The sequence below is a fragment of the Asanoa ferruginea genome (assembly GCF_003387075.1).
Taxonomy (GTDB): domain Bacteria; phylum Actinomycetota; class Actinomycetes; order Mycobacteriales; family Micromonosporaceae; genus Asanoa; species Asanoa ferruginea.
Window position 1 is genome coordinate 3761207 of the sequence record NZ_QUMQ01000001.1, and the last position, 15899, is coordinate 3777105.

Sequence of the window (15899 nt, forward strand, 5' to 3'; positions counted from 1 at the left end):
ACCGCATGGCGGCCCAGGTACGCGTCCTTCGCCAGCGAATTCGCTCGGCGAAGGGCATGAAGAAGATCACCAAGGCGATGGAGCTCGTCGCGACGAGCCGCATCGCCAAGGCGCAGGCACGGGTCGCGTCGTCGCTGCCCTACGCCCAGGCGATCACCGGTGTGCTGACGGCGCTGGCGTCCAACGCCAGCATCGACCACCCGCTGCTCACTCCGCGCCAGCAGGTGCGGCGGGCCGGGGTGCTGCTCATCACCAGCGACCGGGGCCTGGCCGGCGGTTACAGCACCAACGCGATCCGCACCGCCGAGTCGCTCATCGCGCGGTTGCGCGAAGACGGCAAGGAGCCGGTGGTCTACGTCATCGGGCGCAAGGGAGTCGGTTACTACCGGTTCCGGCAGCGGCCGATCGAGGCGAGCTGGACCGGTTTCTCGGAGCAGCCGACGTTCGACGACGCCCGCGAGGTGGGAAACACGCTGATCGAGGCGTTCACCCGCGGTGCCGACGACACCGACGAAGGCCCGGGTCCTGACGCGGTCACCGGCGTCGACGAACTGCACATCGTCTACACGCAGTTCAAGTCGCTGCTGACGCAGGCGCCGGTGACCCGCATCATCGGTCCGATGCAGGTCGAGGAACGGCCCAAGTCCGAAGGGCTGCTCCCGGCCTACGAGTTCGAGCCGGAGGCGGAGGCGCTGCTCGACGCGCTGCTGCCGCGCTACGTCAACACCCGCATCTACGCCGCCCTGCTCGACTCGGCGGCGAGCGAGTCGGCGGCGCGGCGGCGGGCGATGAAGAGCGCCACCGACAACGCGGAAGACATGATCCGGACCTACACGCGCCAGATGAACTCGGCACGCCAGGCCGGCATCACCCAGGAGATCAGTGAAATTGTCGGCGGCGCGAACGCGCTGGCCGCGGCGGGAAGTGAAGCCTGATGACTGCGACTGTTGAAACTGAGACCACCACGGCTAACGGCCGTGTCGTCCGGGTCATCGGCCCGGTCGTCGACGCGGAGTTCCCGCGCGACGCGATGCCCGAGATCTACAACGCGCTGCACGTGAAGGTCGAGTTGGCCGAGGGCGTGAAGACGTTGACGCTCGAGGTCGCACAGCACCTCGGCGACAACATGGTGCGGGCGATCTCGATGCAGCCGACCGACGGTCTGGTCCGGGGCACCGAGGTGGAAGACACCGGCGCGGGCATCTCGGTGCCGGTCGGTGACATCACCAAGGGCCACGTCTTCAACACCATCGGCGAGGTGCTCAACCTCAAAGAGGGCGAGAAGTTCGAGGTGACCGAGCGGTGGCCGATCCACCGCAAGCCCCCGGCCTTCGCCGACCTCGAGCCGAAGACCGAGATGCTGGAGACCGGCATCAAGGTCATCGACCTGCTGACCCCCTACGTCAAGGGCGGCAAGATCGGCCTGTTCGGCGGTGCGGGCGTGGGCAAGACGGTGCTCATCCAGGAGATGATCACCCGCGTGGCCCGCAACTTCGGTGGCACCTCGGTGTTCGCCGGCGTCGGCGAGCGCACCCGTGAGGGCAACGACCTCATCACTGAAATGACCGAGTCCGGCGTGCTGCCGCAGACGGCGCTGGTGTTCGGCCAGATGGACGAGCCGCCGGGCACCCGGCTTCGGGTCGCCCTGTCGGCGCTGACGATGGCCGAATACTTCCGCGACGTGCAGAAGCAGGAGGTGCTGCTCTTCATCGACAACATCTTCCGCTTCACCCAGGCCGGTTCCGAGGTCTCCACCCTGCTCGGCCGCATGCCGTCGGCCGTGGGCTACCAGCCCACCCTGGCCGACGAGATGGGCCAGTTGCAGGAGCGGATCACCTCGGTCCGGGGTCAGGCGATCACCTCGATGCAGGCGATCTACGTGCCCGCCGACGACTACACCGACCCGGCGCCGGCCACCACGTTCGCCCACCTCGACGCGACCACCAACCTGGAGCGGTCGATCTCCGACAAGGGCATCTACCCGGCGGTCGACCCGCTGGCCTCGTCGTCGACGCTGCTCGCGCCGCAGTTCGTCGGCCAGGAGCACTACAACGTCGCGTCCGAGGTCAAGCGGATCCTCCAGCGCTACAAGGACCTCCAGGACATCATCGCCATCCTGGGCATGGAAGAACTCTCCGAAGACGACAAGGTGACCGTGCAGCGGGCCCGCCGGATCGAGCGGTTCCTGTCGCAGAACACCTACGCCGCGGAGCAGTTCACCGGCGTGCCCGGCTCGACGGTGCCGATCAAGGAGACCATCGAGGCATTCAAGAAGATCTCCGAGGGCGAATACGACCACTTCCCCGAGCAGGCCTTCTTCATGTGCGGTGGGCTCGAAGACCTCGAGCGCAAGGCCGCGGAGCTGATGAAGGACTAGTTCCGGTTACCGTCCGCGATCCAGGCACCCACGGTGGGTGCCTGGATCGTTGGTTTTTACCAGGATTTTGCATGACGGTGGCCCAGGGCGGCCTGATCCAAACATGAGATATAGGCTTCCGGGCGCAACGGCGGGCCCTCCTGCAGACGTCTCCATAACGGAACGCCGGCACACGGGCGTCGACGACAAGGAGTTCTGATGGCGAAGAGGTCGGGCAGCGGTTCATCGGGCCGCTCGACCGGGCGCGGTGCGACCGGCAGGGCCACCGGCGCCACACCACCGGAGTTCGGAGCGCCCACCGGCGCCACGAAGAAGGGGCGCAAGCGCTCGGGCATTCCCCGTTGGGCCCGCTGGTGCACGATCCTCGGCGCGATCCTGATGGTCGCGAGCGGCGGCCTGCTGGTCACCTCCGAGGCGCTGCTGGCCCGCTACGAAGGCGCGGTCACCACCGAAGACCTGTTCGGCGACGGCACCGCCGTCGAGGCGAAGAGCGACATCAAGGGCCCGCTCAACATCCTGCTGGTCGGCATCGACCCCCGCAACGCGACCACGTTGCCGCTGGCCGACTCCATCATGATCATGCACATCCCGGCCGGCCTCGACCGCGGCTACCTGTTCTCCCTGCCCCGCGACCTCCTGGTCGACATCCCGGCGTTCCCCAAGGCCGGCTACCCCGGCGGCCGCGAGAAGCTCAACGCCGCGATGTCACACGGTGCGCGGGTGCAGGGCGGCGGCCTGCCCGACCGGGCCAAGGGCTTCGAGTTGCTGTCGAAGACGGTCAGCAACTACACCGGCATCCAGCGCTTCGACGCGGGCGCGATCGTCAACTTCGCCGGCTTCAAGAAGATCGTCGACGCCATGGGCGGCGTGACCATGTATGTCGACGAGGACGAGGTGCTCTCCGAGCACCTCCAGCCCAACGGCAAGGCACGGCCGATGAAGGCCTGCGAGTGCGGTGCCCACCCCTACATCGGGCCGCAGGCCCGCTACACCAAGGGCACGCACGAGTTCAAGGGCTGGCAGGCGCTCGACTACGTGCGGCAGCGCTACACGGTCGACGGCGGCGACTACGGGCGCCAGCGGCACCAGCAGCAGTTCGTCAAGGCGATGGTCTCGCAGGTGCTGAGCAAGAACGTGATGACCGACCTGCCCAAGCTCGACAAGGTGATCCGGGCGGCCGGCGAGGCGCTGGTCTTCAACGGCCGCGGCCACAGCGTCGCCGAGTTCGGCTTCGCCCTCAAGGGCATGCGGCAAGACTCGATCACCATGATCAAACTGGCCGGCGGCGGGGTCAACAACTCCGCGGGCAAATACGCGGGCGAGGCGTTGAAGCAACCCGATGCCCAGGATCTCTTCACCGCGATCCGCACCGACAAGGCCGACGCGTTCATCGCCGCGCACCCAGAGATGATCAACCGAGATAAGTGATCCGTCCCACCGGGGGTGCCTCCTGACACAGGAGGCACCCCTGGTCTTATCCGGGCCGGTGTGCCGACTAGACTCGGTTTCAATTCCACCGCGACACCGGGCGACGATCCCCTCGCCCCGGTCCGGCGTCGAAGAGGAGCCATAGTGGCAAATCAGCTCCATGTCGAGCTCGTATCCGTCGAAGAGAAGGTGTGGACCGGCGAGGCAGAGATGCTCGTGGCCCGCACCACCGAGGGCGAGCTTGGTGTGCTGCCGGGCCATGCCCCGCTCCTGGGCCAGCTGGCCGAGCCGAGCCAGATCCGGATCAAGCTCGACGGCGGCGAGCAACTCGCCTATGACGTCGCGGGTGGCTTCCTCTCCGTCACCGAGACCGGCGTAACGGTCCTCGCCGAGAGCGCCACGCCAGCCGAGTCCGCGACCCGCTGACGGAGCCGGGCCGATGCTGATCATCGAATGGATCGCTATCGGCCTCCTGCTGCTCCTGGCCACGATCGTCCTGCTGTTCGCCCGCCGGGCCTACTACGCCCGCGCGGGCGGCACGATCCGCTGTGACCTGCGCGTCACGACGCTGCTCGACGGCCGTGGCTGGTCACCCGGTTTCGCCCGGTTCGTCGACGACGAGATGCGCTGGTACCGCCTCTTCAGCTTCGCGATCCGCCCCAAGCGCGTGCTCTCCCGCCGTGGCCTGACCGTGCAGAGCCGTCGCCTGCCCGAGGGCCAGGAACGCCTCACGATGCCCACCGACTGGATCATCCTGCGCTGCATGGGCCACCAGGCCCCGGTCGAGATCGCGATGGCCCTGTCCACGGTGACCGGCTTCTCCTCGTGGATCGAGGCGGGGCCTCCCGACTATCAGAGCCCCCGCCTCTCGGTTCCCGACTGGCCCGCGGCCTAGCTCTCGTAGTCGTAGAACCCCTTGCCGGTCTTCCGGCCCAGATCGCCGGCGATCACCATGCGCTGGAGCAACTCCGGCGGGAAGAACTTCTGGTCGGCCGTGTCGGTGTAGATGTTGCGGGCCGCGTGCAGCATCACGTCGACGCCGGTCAGGTCGACGGTGGCCAGCGGACCCATGGCGTGCCCGAACCCGAGCCGGCACGCGGTGTCGAGGTCTTCGGCGGAAACCACCCCAGACTCGACCAGCTTGATCGCCTCCAACGCCAGCGCGGCGATCAGCCGGGTGGTGACGAACCCGGCCACGTCGCGGTTGACCACCACGACGGTCTTGCCGATCTCCTCCGCGAACACCTTGGCCGCGTCGAGGGCGGCGTCGGAGGTCTTGAACCCACGAACCAGTTCACAGAGCTTCATCATGGGTACGGGCGAGAAGAAGTGCGTGCCCACCACCTGCTCCGGCCGCTGCGTGGCCGCGGCGATCTGGGTCACCGGAATGGCCGAGGTGTTCGTCGCCAGCACGGCGTCGGCCTTGCAGATCTTGTCGAGCTCGCGGAACACGTCCTGCTTCACCTCGAGCCGCTCGAACACGGCCTCCACGACGATGTCGGCGTCAGCGGCCGCGCCGAGGTCGGTGGTGGTGCTGATCCGCCCGAGGGCGGCCTCCACATCGCCGGCCCCGATCGTGCCCTTGGCCGCGAACCGCTCCAGCGACTTGCGGATGCCGGCCACCCCACGCCCGACCGACGCGTCGTCGAGGTCGCGCAGCGTCACCTCCCACCCGGCCTGCGCCGCCACCTGGGCGATGCCCGACCCCATCAGTCCGGCCCCGATGACCGCTAGCCGACCCGCCATCCCGCACGCTCCCTACTGTTGGTTCGCTTGCCAAGCAACATAGCGGGCGCGGTTAACGATCGGTCAGCCCACCGCTGTGTCACCGACTCCCCGTCACGCAGGGGTGTGGGCTGACAGACTGTGCCCATGCCAGTTGGCGCCTGGGCCGCGCCGGTCGGTGAGCTGAGCGGCGGGGGGCCGGCGATGGGTGGGAAGCCTAGGAACGACGGTCCCGACTTCGGGCTGCTGGTCACGGTGGCCTTGGTGGGCGCCACCGGCGACGCGGGCGAGATCCGCAAGCGCCTGGCCGCCAACGGCATCCGCTCGACCGTGGCACCGTGCCCGGACGGCCGCACCCGCATCCTGGTCTTCCGCGAAAACGCCGCACACGCCCGCCGCCTGGCCGGCGGCGGCGCGTTGGACGCCAGCGCCGACTGACTTGACCCCGGCCGCCCGAACCCGCACAAACGCGACCCACCGCCGCGCCGGCGCCTGATGCCCTTGCTCTGCACCCCCACAGGCAGCGCCTCTAACCGTTAGGTGTTGCCTGTGGGGGTGCAGAGCAAATGCTCGCGGCAAGGGCCCGGGCCGGACCGTTGCGAGTTGCTTGAGGACGGCCTCCAGGCAGTCACGCCCACATCCATGTCGTCCTTGTCGATGATCACCAGCGGACCAGACGTAGGTCGAACAATCCCTGCTCGGCCCGAGCCGGGTCAGGTCGGCGAGCAGCGCCCGGCCAAGATCACCGCCGCCTGGGCGGCGTTGACGATGCCACACGCCCGTCCGAGCAGGTCGCAGGTCGGCCCTGCCGATCCGGGGCGCTAAATCTGTCGGGGCGGCGATCAGCTCAACAGATCTGCCGCCCCCTGGCGGTTAGAAGGAGAACTGTGGGTCTTCTGGGGCCGCTACCCGCTTGACTACGACGCCCAGGGCGGCCAGGTCGCCGACGAAGTCTGGGTAGCCGCGGTCGATGTGGTGCACGTGGGAGATCTCGGTGACGCCGTCGGAGCACAGCGCCGCGATCACCAGGCCTGCCCCGGCGCGGATGTCGGTGGCCCGGACGGGGGCGCTGGACAGGCGCTCGCGGCCGCGTACGACGGCGTGGTGTCCATCGGTTTTGATGTCCGCGCCCAAGCGGGCCATCTCGTTGATGAACATGAAGCGCCCGTCGAAGATGTTCTCCGTGACGAGCGAGGCGCCGTCGCTGACCGCGGCCAGGCCGATCGCCATCGGGAGCAGGTCCGTCGCGAAGCCCGGGAACGGCAGGGTGACGATGTCGACGGCCCTGGGGCGGTCGTCCATGCGTACCCGGAATGCTGTGTCGTGGGTCTCGACCACGCCGCCGGCGGTGCTCAGCTTGTCGAGCGCGATCTCCAGGAATGCCGGGTTGACGCCGCTGACCAGCACGTCGCCGCGGGTCATCGCGGCGCCGAACGCCCACGTGCCGGCCACGATGCGGTCGCCGACGGTGGCGTGCCGCACCGGGGAGAGCGACTCGACGCCCTCGATCCGCAGGGTCGAGGTGCCGACGCCGTCGATTCGGGCGCCCATCGCGATCAGCATCTCGCAGATGTCGACGATCTCCGGTTCGCGCGCGGCGTTGTCGATCTCGGTGCTGCCCTTGGCCAGGACGGCGGCCATGACCAGGTTCTCGGTCGCGCCGACGCTGGGGAAGTCGAGCCAGATCGTGGCGCCCTGGAGGCCCTGTGGCGCCGAGGCGATCACGAAGCCGTGCTCGCCGGATATCTCGGCGCCCATCCGGGCCAGGCCGGCAACGTGCATGTCGAGCCCGCGGGAGCCGATCGCGTCGCCGCCGGGGTGGGCGACCCGCACGTAGCCGCGGCGGGCCAGCAGCGGTCCGAGCACCGCGATCGAGGCGCGCAGCCGGCGGACCAGGTCGTAGTCGGCCTCGGTGCCCGGTTCGTCGGGCACGTCGATGGTCACCACGACCGACGGTGGCGGCCCCTCGCGTCCCTCGGGCACCGCGTCGGGGGTGATCTCCACCTGGCAGCCGAGCCGGCGGAGCACCTCCGCCATGATCGCGATGTCGGTGATCCGCGGCACGTTGGTGATCTCACTTCGCCCCGGCGCGAGTAGCGCCGCGGCCATCAGCTTGAGCGCGGAGTTCTTGGCGCCGACTACGGCGACCTCGCCGGCCAGTCGCGCGCCGCCTTCGACCCGGATCAGATCCACGTCGGCAATGGTAGGAGTGACCGCCGGTGCACCGGCCTCGAGGTCGTTCCGTGGGGGCGTCCGTAGGCTGTTTGTCATGGCCGTCCACCTCACCCGCATCTACACGAAGGCCGGCGACACCGGCTCGACCCGACTGGTCAACAACGAAGAGGTACCCAAGACCCATCCGCGCATCACCGCGTACGCCGATGTCGACGAATGCAATGCGGCACTCGGTGTGGCGCTCGCGCTCGGCAACCTCGACGCCGAGGTGCGCGAGGTGCTGGCCCAGATCCAGAACGACCTGTTCGACGTCGGAGCAGACCTGGGCAACCCGGTGGAACCAGAGCCGGCATACCCGCCACTGCGGGTGACCGAGGAGTACGTGGAGCGGTTGGAGGGCTGGTGTGACGAGTTCATTGAGCGGCAGTCCAAGCTCGACTCCTTCGTCCTCCCGGGCGGCACCGCGGGAGCCGCGCTGCTGCACGTAGCGCGCACGGTCGCCCGCCGCGCGGAACGCGCTGCCTGGTCGCTGATCGCGGAGGATCCCGACCGAACCAACACGCTCCCGGCAAAGTATCTCAACCGGCTCTCGGACTTGCTGTTCATCCTGTCAAGAACGGCCAATCCCGACGGCGATGTGCTGTGGGTTCCTGGGGGCGGGCACAAGCGAGGGTAACAATGGCGGGTCAGCCGTCGCGCTTGGTCGTCCATTTGAACGTCGTGATGCACAGGACGAGGCCGATGACGCACCAGGCGCCGAGCACGAGGGCGACCTTGCCGAGTTCCCAGGAGTGGGCCGCCTCGGTGACGGCGAAGGAGTCGGGGAGGAAGACCGAGCGCAGCCCCTGGCACATCCACTTGAGCGGGAAGATCGCGGCGATCTGCTGCATCGGGGTCGGCAGGTCGGTGAAGACGAAGAAGACGCCCGAGATGAACTGGAGGATCAGCGCCACCGGGGTGACCACCGCCGGCGCGCTGCGGGCGGTGCGGGCCACCGACGAGAAGGCGATGCCGCACAGCGTGCAGGCGGAGATGCCGAGCAGCGAAACCCACAGGAAGGTCAGCCAGCGGGCGCCCGTAGCGGGCAGGTCCAGGTCGAAGAAGAGCGTCGAGACCGCGAGCAGGATCGCCGTCTCGGCGATGCCGACGATCAGGACCATGATCACCTTGCCGGCGAAGTAGACCCAGCCCGGCATCGGCGTGCCGCGCAGGCGCTTGAGGACGCCGCGGTCGCGCTCGGCCGGGATCTGGATCGCCAGGCTCTGGAAACCGACCGACAGCAGGCCGGTCGCGATCATGCCGGTGATGAAGTATTGGGTGAACTTGACCCCGCCGCCGATCTCGCCACCGAAGATCGAAGCGAAGATCACGATCATGATGACCGGGAAGGCCATCGTGAAGACCACGGCCTCGCGGCTGCGGCTGAACTGCCTGACTTCGAGGCCACCCTGCCGGAGGCCGAGCTTCAGCGGACCCGGCGCGGGCGGCGCCTGCGTAACGGCGGTCATCGGTGTCCGATCATCGTCAGGTAGACGTCTTCGAGGGTCGGCCGACTCACGGTCAGGCCCGGGATCTCCCCGCCGTAGCCAGTGGCGATCTCGGTGATCACCGCCGTCGGCGTGCTGGTCTCCTTGCGCTCGATGGTGCCGTCGGGCGTACGCCACGACACGGTCGCCGGCGCGTTCTGCCGGTCGCCCAGCGCCTGCGGCGTGGAGACGGCGATCAGCGACCCGCCGGCGATCACGGCCAGCCGGTCGGCGAGCGCCTCGGCCTCTTCGAGGTAGTGGGTGGTCAGCACGATCGTCGTGCCGGCTGCGGACAGGTCGCGGATGAGCTCCCAGAACTCGCGCCGCGCCTCCGGGTCGAAGCCGGTCGTCGGCTCGTCGAGGAACAGCAACTCCGGCCGGCCGATGATGCCGAGCGCCACGTCGAGCCGGCGCTTCTGCCCGCCGGAGAGCGTGTGGGTGCGGGCCCGCGCCTTGTCGGACAGGCCGACCCGCCCGATCACCGAGGCCGGGTCGTCGGGGTTGGGATAGAAGCCCGCGAAGTGGCTGACCACCTCGCCAACGGTCAACTCGTCGAACTCACCGGTGCCTTGGAGGACGATGCCGACCCGGGCCCGCCAACTGCGGTCGCCGTGCTGCGGGTCGACGCCGAGCACGCTGACCGTGCCGCCGTCGCGGTGCCGGTAGCCCTCGAGGATCTCGACCGTGGTCGTCTTGCCGGCGCCGTTGGGGCCGAGCAGGGCGAACACCTCGCCGCGGCGCACCTCGAGGTCGACACCGGCCACGGCGACGTTCTCACCGTAGGCCTTGCGTAAACCACTGACCGCGATCGCGGGCTCGTCCTGCGTCATGACAGAGATGATGCCCTTCGCGTACGCGAAAGGCTCTGTCGGGTCCCTGCGCTTGTGAATTGGCCTAAATCCGGTGATAGCGGCACCTAGACTGCGGCCATGGAGGGCCGCCTGCCGGAACCCGACCGCCCCTGGGTGATGCGGACCTACGCGGGCCACTCGTCGGCGACCGCGACCAACGCGCTGTTCCGCCGCAACCTCGAAAAGGGGCAGACCGGCCTGTCGGTGGCGTTCGACCTCCCGACGCAGACCGGCTATGACCCCGACCACCCGCTCGCGGCCGGCGAGGTCGGCCGGGTCGGCGTGCCGGTCTCGCACGTCGGCGACCTGCGGGCACTCTTCGACGGCATCCCGCTCGCCGCCGCCAACACCTCGATGACCATCAACGCGACCGCGATGTGGCTGCTCGCGCTCTACGTCGTCGTGGCCGAGGAGCAGGGCGCGCCCGGCCGGGACCTGGCCGGCACCACCCAGAACGACATCGTCAAGGAATACCTGTCGCGCGGCACGCACATCTTCCCGCCGGGCCCGTCGCTGCGGCTGACCACCGACATGATCGCGTGGACGGTCGCCAACGCGCCCCGGTGGAACCCGATCAACGTCTGCTCCTACCACCTCCAGGAGGCCGGCGCCACGCCGGTGCAGGAGGTCGGTTTCGCCCTGGCGACGGCGGTGGCGGTGCTCGACGCGGTCCGCGACTCGGGCCAGGTGCCGCCCGACCGGATGGGCGACGTCGTCGGCCGGATGTCGTTCTTCGTCAACTCCGGCGTGCGGTTCGTCGAGGAGATGGCGAAGATGCGGGCGTTCGCGCAGCTCTGGGATGAGATCACCGCAAGCAGATACCAGATCGAAGATCCAAAGCAGCGACGCCTGCGGTACGGGGTGCAGGTCAACTCCTTAGGCCTGACGGAGGCCCAGCCGGAGAACAACGTGCAGCGCATCGTGCTGGAGATGCTCGGGGTGACGCTGTCGCGCTCCGCCCGCGCTCGGGCGGTGCAACTCCCGGCCTGGAACGAGGCACTGGGCCTGCCCCGGCCGTGGGACCAGCAGTGGTCGCTGCGCATGCAGCAGGTGCTGGCTTTAGAGTCGGACCTGCTCGACTATCCGGACATTTTCGACGGCTCGCCCGTCGTCGCCGCGCTGGTGGGCTCGATCGCAGACGGCGCCCGGGCCGAACTCGACCAGATCCTCGAGTTGGGCGGGGTGGTGGCCGCCGTCGACTCGGGCTACCTCAAGACCGCGCTGGTCGCGTCGCTGGCCGAACGTCGCCGGCGGATCGAGGCGGGCGAGGAGGTGGTGGTCGGGGTCAACCGTTACGCCGACACGGAGCCCTCGCCGCTCACCACGATGGGTGCCGACCACGTCGAGCAGGTCGACCCGGGCGTCGAGGCGGAGGCGACCTTTGCGCTGCGCGCATGGCGGGCCGCCCGCGACGATGCGGCGGTCTCGGCCGCCCTCGACCGGCTCCGGACCGACGCGGCGGGCAGCACCAACCTGATGGCGGCCACGATCGCGTGCGCCCGGGCCGGAGTCACCACCGGCGAGTGGGCGGGTGCGCTGCGCGAGGTGTTCGGCGAATACCGGGCACCGACCGGCCTGTCGGCGAGCAGTGGTGCGGGTGCGGACGAGTCGCTGGTTGGGGTGCGTGAGCGGGTGTTACAGACCGCTTCAGACCTGGGCGGCGGGCGGTTGCGGTTGTTGGTCGGGAAGCCCGGCCTCGACGGGCACTCCAACGGTGCGGAGCAGATCGCCGTACGCGCGCGGGATGCCGGCTTTGAAGTGATCTACCAGGGCATCCGGCTGACGCCCGAGGAGATCGTGGCCGCGGCCATCGATGAAGACGTTGACCTGGTCGGGCTGAGCGTGCTGTCGGGCTCGCACCTGGCCGCGGTGCCGGCGGTGCTCGACGGTCTGCGCGCTGCCGGTCGGGACGACCTGCCGGTCGTTGTTGGCGGGATCATCCCGCCTGTTGATGCCGAGAAGCTGCGGGCGGCCGGCGTCGCCCGGGTCTTCACGCCGAAGGACTTCGCCTTGACCCAGATCGTCGACGACCTGGTGGACGTCATCCGAGCGGCGAACGCGTTGCCCTGACGCCGGCGGCCAGCGCGCGGCGCGTGGGCGGCCAGGTCGGGGCACATCGTGGGCTGCCGCGCCGGGCGTCGCGGGCTTAGGCCAGCGTGATGATGACCGCGCACAAGGCGCACAGGCCGCCGAGAACGATCATGGCGACTGCGCCCGTGTCCAGGCGGGCGGACCAGCGGTGGCGGGCCCAGCGCGAGGCGACCGGGATCCCGGCGAACGGGGACGCGAAGTAGGCCATACCCCCGGCCAGCCGCACGATGCCCGCGCCGGGCGGGTCGAGGTTCGCGAGCGCCAGCAGGGCGCTTGCCAGCAGCGCCACGACGGCGGTGGTGGCCGCGCCGAGCATGGGGAGCAGCGCGGGGACCAGGACGGGCAACTTGCCGCTCAGGCCGATGCCGATGCGGGGTGGGCCGCCGTGGATCTGGTGGGCTACCCGGGTCAGCAGGGCGGCGCTCGCGTCGTCGTCGAAATCCAGCGGGGGTTGGGCCGTCGCCGGTGCTGGCTCGGGGGCGCTGCCGGGGCGTTGGCCGGGCCAGGCCCGGGTGCGTTGCAGGTCCGACCAGAGGCGTTCCGCTTCGCGGTCGACCTCGACGACCGCGGACGCGGCGGCGGCCGCGCGCCGGTCGCACTCGTCAGCCTCGGCCTCGGCGCGGCGGAGTTCGGCCGCCGCGGCGGCCATCCCGTCGTGGTAGGCCCGCTCGGCGGCCGCGAGCGCGGTCGCCCGCCGGGTGGACGTGCTGGCCAACTCCGACATCAGGCTGCGGTAGTCGGTCACCGCGGACCACCCGGGACTTGGGCGTCGTCGTCGCTCGGCTGGCCGACCAAGCGTCGGTCATCGTCGGTTGGCGGGCCGCCGGGGATTCGGGCGTCGTCGTCGCTCGACTGGAGTGCCGGGAGTCGGGTGTCGCTGTTGGTCGGTTGGCCGCCTGGGAGTCGGGTGTGACTGGTGGTCGGTTGGCCGCCTGAGCGTCGGCCATCGTCGGTTGGCGGGCCGCTTGGGAGTCGGGCGTCGTCGTTGGTCGGTTGGCCGCCTGCGAGTCGGGTGTCGCCGTTGGGTGGCTGGCCGCTTGGGAGTCGGGCGTCGTCGTCGATCGGTTGGTAGCCCGGGAGTCGGGCGTGGCCGTTTGCCGGTTCGCCGCCTGGGGCTCGGGCGTCGCCGTTGCTCTGCTGTCCGGCTGGGAGAGGTGCGTCGTCGTCGGGCGGTTGGGCGCCGCGGCTTTGGGCTGGCAGCGCGGTTGGGCGGGCGGTCAAACGGTCCGCGGGGATTTCGTAGGGGACGATCACCTGTGGGGACCGGTCGGTGCTGCGGTCGAAGAAGAGGGCGCGGCGGTCGCGGGGGTACCAGGTTGGGCCGCCCGGTTGCGGTGCCAGCGACGACAGGTCCGGCCCGTGCACGTCGAGCGCCACCCAGCCGCCGATCGCGTCTGTCCGGGCGCCGGGGCCGCCGAGGTCGTCGCGGAGCCGGGCTACCGTGCGCCACCAGCCGAGCATGTGGATGCCGTTCTCCGGGCCGCGGCTCAGCACGGCCTTGAGGTCGACGCCCGGCGGGCGGGCGTCCCAGGCGAACCCGACCACCACGTGCGGCCCGCCAGCAGGCGAAAACACCTCGAGCGACGCGACGAGAGAGCCCACCGTGGACCGGTCGAAGAAGTCCGCGCCCGGCAACGCCAACGCCAACGCCGTAGCCGAGGCCAACGCGCTGTCGTCGAGGCACACCACGCTGAACCGGGCAGTGGTGCTAAGGGACAACGCCGCCGCCGTCAGGATGGCGCAGGCGTCGCCGGTGCGGGTGCCCAACACGGACAGGTTGCGGCCCGGCACACGGGTCAAGGGGAACACCGCCGGGCGGGCGTCGACGTCGATGGTCTCGCCCAGGAACGCCACCGGCTCAACGCCGAAGGACCGCGGCAGCAGCGGCACCGCGTCGCCGTCGAACAGGCGTGGAGAAGGGGCGTCGGGGCGGCGTTGCTCCCACAGCGACTGCTGCAACGTGCGCCATAGCGCGCGGTCGCTCGCATCGGGAACGCGGACCACCCGGTTGGCGGGGGTGACGCCGGAGTCGGCGTTGACCACCGCCGTGCAGCGCGGGATCGTCTCCGCCGCCAGGTTGGTCTCGGCCAGGATGCGGCGGGCCTTGGGCAGGGCCACCCGCAGGGTGAACTGCGCGACCAGGCCCGCGCGGCCCCACAGCGCCTCGATGCCGGATACGTCCTGTGACGCCAGCACCAGGTGGATACCTTGGGAACGGCCGCGGCGGGCCAGGTCTTCGAGCAGGGCCACCGACTCCGTCGTCACCGCGTCGCGGCCGGTCAGCAAGACCTGGAACTCGTCGATCACGGCGACGATCCGGGGCCACGGCGAGGTCGGGTCCTCGGCGCGCAACTCCGACAGCTTCGTCGCGTCGAAGCTCTTCGCGGCGGCGGCCCGGCGACGCAGTTCCGCGGCCAGGTGCCGGAGCAGCGCCAGGCCGAACTCGCGGTCATTGTTGATATTGACCCCAACCAGGCGTACGTGCGGCAGCCAACTCGGGTCGCGCTGGCTCGGCGCGAACCGCGCGAACGACACGCCCTCCTTGAAATCCAGCAGGTAGAGCGCGAGTTCGTCGGGGGAGTAGCGGGCGCACAACGCGCCCAGCCAGGCGTAGATGAGGTTGGTTTTGCCCGACCCGGACGGGCCGCCGATCAGCGCGTGCGGCGGGTCGTCACCGAGCGAGAGCGACACCGGCGTCGACGACCCGAGCAGCGTGCCCACCGGCGCTGACACCCCGAACGTCGCCAAAGAGGTCCAGCGGGAGGCCGGCAACAGGTCGGCGAACGACGCCGCCGGTGGACCCGAGGCAGCCGCGGTGGCCACGTCACGGCAGCACGCGGCGATCGCCGAGACCGGCGGCGCCGCGTCGAGCGTGATCGGCAGGTCGGCGACCGCCGCGCACCGGGCTACCCCGTCGGCGACCTCGACCCGGGTGACGGAGGAATCAACAGGCAGGCCGCGGCCGACGACATGGATCCCGCACGACGGGCCCAGCCGCAGCACCCGGTCGAGCTGGGCCCGCACCGCCGGGGTCAGTTCCGCCGCCGTCGCCGCGTCGCCGAGCAGGACCACCACCTGCCATGGCGCCGGCCGTGGCGAGAGGGACGCGACCGACGTGTGCCCGCCCGCCAGTACGAGCGCGTTGAGCCGCTGGATCTCCGCGACCAACTCGTCCATCATGGACCCGAACTCGCCCGGCCCGACGAACCGCACCAGCGACGCGGCGCCCAGCGGCGCGAAGCCCGACAGCGTGCCGCCGAGCCGCTCGGGGTCGTAGACGGTCAACCGCACCGAACCCGGCGCCGCCGCCGACAGCACCCGCAGCAGCACCAACCGCACGAGGTCGTCCACGCGGGACGGTGGGCCGGTGAACCACAGGTGGCCGCGGTCGAGCAGCGGCACCAGCGCGGGCAGCACCACGTCGCAGCCGGGCGCGGTCACCGTGCCCAGCCGGATCAGCGTGTGGTCGGGCGCCAACGACGAGAGCGACCCGGCCAGCCGGCGCGCCGACGCGACGAAGTCGGCCTCGATCGACCGCCGGGCCCGTTCGCGCTGGGCGCCCAACCGGTTGACACAGGCCAGATGCGCGTCGCGCACCGCCCGCAGCACCGCGTGTGCCGCGGACCGCCGGGACTCCGCAAGAGCCGACGCCGCCCGGGCCTGGCCGCGGGCCGCCGCCAGCGACTCGCGTACCTCGGCCACCAGCCGGGAACGCGCGCCGGCCAT

At 70.3% G+C, this 15899-nt stretch carries 13 protein-coding genes and 1 pseudogene; 8 read left to right on the top strand and 6 right to left on the bottom strand.

Features of this window, described 5'->3' with window-relative positions:
* The first annotated feature begins 5 nt into the window (after positions 1-5).
* The 5 genes from DFJ67_RS17690 to DFJ67_RS17710 all read left to right on the top strand — a co-directional run bounded on the left by DFJ67_RS17690 (position 6) and on the right by DFJ67_RS17710 (position 4700).
* The gene (locus tag DFJ67_RS17690) at positions 6-935 is read left to right on the top strand and encodes a F0F1 ATP synthase subunit gamma (RefSeq protein WP_116068993.1); all 930 of its coding nucleotides are present in this window, start codon (positions 6-8) and stop codon (positions 933-935) included.
* On the top strand, positions 932-2377 hold the full coding sequence (atpD, locus tag DFJ67_RS17695; RefSeq protein ID WP_409362920.1) for a F0F1 ATP synthase subunit beta: 1446 nt from the start codon (positions 932-934) through the stop codon (positions 2375-2377). The genes DFJ67_RS17690 and atpD overlap by 4 nt, the downstream gene beginning before the upstream one ends.
* Before the next feature lie 198 nt (positions 2378-2575).
* Complete coding sequence (locus DFJ67_RS17700) at positions 2576-3805, top strand: LCP family protein (RefSeq protein WP_116068995.1); 1230 nt, start codon at positions 2576-2578, stop codon at positions 3803-3805.
* Between the two features lie 144 nt (positions 3806-3949).
* On the top strand, positions 3950-4231 hold the full coding sequence (locus tag DFJ67_RS17705) for a F0F1 ATP synthase subunit epsilon (protein WP_116068996.1): 282 nt from the start codon (positions 3950-3952) through the stop codon (positions 4229-4231).
* A 13-nt stretch (positions 4232-4244) separates the two neighbouring features.
* Positions 4245-4700: a DUF2550 domain-containing protein gene (locus DFJ67_RS17710; protein ID WP_116068997.1), complete on the top strand. Its 456-nt coding sequence runs from the start codon at positions 4245-4247 to the stop codon at positions 4698-4700.
* Here the strand turns inward: DFJ67_RS17710 and DFJ67_RS17715 are convergent.
* The gene (locus DFJ67_RS17715; RefSeq protein ID WP_116068998.1) at positions 4697-5551 is read right to left on the bottom strand and encodes a 3-hydroxyacyl-CoA dehydrogenase family protein; all 855 of its coding nucleotides are present in this window, start codon (positions 5549-5551) and stop codon (positions 4697-4699) included. The genes DFJ67_RS17710 and DFJ67_RS17715 overlap by 4 nt on opposite strands.
* A 126-nt stretch (positions 5552-5677) precedes the next feature.
* On the opposite strand from DFJ67_RS17715, the gene DFJ67_RS17720 reads away from it, so the two are divergent.
* Positions 5678-5968 carry a hypothetical protein gene (locus DFJ67_RS17720; protein ID WP_116068999.1) on the top strand — a complete coding sequence of 97 codons (291 nt, stop codon included), beginning with the start codon at positions 5678-5680 and terminating at the stop codon, positions 5966-5968.
* A gap of 435 nt (positions 5969-6403) precedes the next feature.
* Here the strand turns inward: DFJ67_RS17720 and murA are convergent, their stop codons facing one another.
* Positions 6404-7801 carry a UDP-N-acetylglucosamine 1-carboxyvinyltransferase gene (murA, locus tag DFJ67_RS17725; RefSeq protein ID WP_116069000.1) on the bottom strand — a complete coding sequence of 466 codons (1398 nt, stop codon included), beginning with the start codon at positions 7799-7801 and terminating at the stop codon, positions 6404-6406.
* Between murA and DFJ67_RS17730 the strand changes: the two genes are divergently transcribed.
* Positions 7800-8381, top strand: coding sequence for a cob(I)yrinic acid a,c-diamide adenosyltransferase (locus DFJ67_RS17730; protein ID WP_116069001.1), 582 nt, complete (start codon positions 7800-7802; stop codon positions 8379-8381). The two genes, murA and DFJ67_RS17730, sit on opposite strands and share 2 nt — an antisense overlap.
* A 10-nt stretch (positions 8382-8391) precedes the next feature.
* Here the strand turns inward: DFJ67_RS17730 and DFJ67_RS17735 are convergent, their stop codons facing one another.
* Together DFJ67_RS17735 and DFJ67_RS17740 are read right to left on the bottom strand one after the other, a co-directional pair.
* A complete protein-coding gene (locus DFJ67_RS17735; protein ID WP_116069002.1) occupies positions 8392-9213 on the bottom strand; it encodes an ABC transporter permease in 822 nt (273 codons plus the stop codon).
* The gene (locus DFJ67_RS17740; protein ID WP_116069003.1) at positions 9210-10061 is read right to left on the bottom strand and encodes an ABC transporter ATP-binding protein; all 852 of its coding nucleotides are present in this window, start codon (positions 10059-10061) and stop codon (positions 9210-9212) included. The genes DFJ67_RS17735 and DFJ67_RS17740 overlap by 4 nt, the downstream gene beginning before the upstream one ends.
* A 99-nt stretch (positions 10062-10160) precedes the next feature.
* On the opposite strand from DFJ67_RS17740, the gene DFJ67_RS17745 reads away from it, so the two are divergent.
* On the top strand, positions 10161-12152 hold the full coding sequence (locus DFJ67_RS17745) for a protein meaA (RefSeq protein ID WP_116069004.1): 1992 nt from the start codon (positions 10161-10163) through the stop codon (positions 12150-12152).
* Positions 12153-12228: 76 nt separating this feature from the next.
* Here DFJ67_RS17745 and DFJ67_RS17750 read toward each other — a convergent pair whose 3' ends face one another.
* Together DFJ67_RS17750 and DFJ67_RS17755 are read right to left on the bottom strand one after the other, a co-directional pair.
* The gene (locus tag DFJ67_RS17750) at positions 12229-12918 is read right to left on the bottom strand and encodes a hypothetical protein (protein WP_116069005.1); all 690 of its coding nucleotides are present in this window, start codon (positions 12916-12918) and stop codon (positions 12229-12231) included.
* A gap of 494 nt (positions 12919-13412) precedes the next feature.
* Positions 13413-15899: pseudogene (locus DFJ67_RS17755) on the bottom strand (FtsK/SpoIIIE domain-containing protein); the annotation flags it as partial.

Bases quoted from the DNA above. Each gene is read 5' to 3' on its own strand.
- DFJ67_RS17690 (WP_116068993.1), top strand. From the start codon at position 6: ATGGCGGCCCAGGTACGCGTCCTTCGCCAGCGAATTCGCTCGGCGAAG.
- DFJ67_RS17740 (WP_116069003.1), bottom strand. From the start codon at position 10,061: ATGACGCAGGACGAGCCCGCGATCGCGGTCAGTGGTTTACGCAAGGCC.
- DFJ67_RS17730 (WP_116069001.1), top strand. From the start codon at position 7,800: ATGGCCGTCCACCTCACCCGCATCTACACGAAGGCCGGCGACACCGGC.
- murA (WP_116069000.1), bottom strand. From the start codon at position 7,801: ATGACAAACAGCCTACGGACGCCCCCACGGAACGACCTCGAGGCCGGT.
- DFJ67_RS17700 (WP_116068995.1), top strand. From the start codon at position 2,576: ATGGCGAAGAGGTCGGGCAGCGGTTCATCGGGCCGCTCGACCGGGCGC.
- DFJ67_RS17710 (WP_116068997.1), top strand. From the start codon at position 4,245: ATGCTGATCATCGAATGGATCGCTATCGGCCTCCTGCTGCTCCTGGCC.
- DFJ67_RS17735 (WP_116069002.1), bottom strand. From the start codon at position 9,213: ATGACCGCCGTTACGCAGGCGCCGCCCGCGCCGGGTCCGCTGAAGCTC.
- DFJ67_RS17745 (WP_116069004.1), top strand. From the start codon at position 10,161: ATGGAGGGCCGCCTGCCGGAACCCGACCGCCCCTGGGTGATGCGGACC.
- DFJ67_RS17720 (WP_116068999.1), top strand. From the start codon at position 5,678: ATGCCAGTTGGCGCCTGGGCCGCGCCGGTCGGTGAGCTGAGCGGCGGG.
- DFJ67_RS17715 (WP_116068998.1), bottom strand. From the start codon at position 5,551: ATGGCGGGTCGGCTAGCGGTCATCGGGGCCGGACTGATGGGGTCGGGC.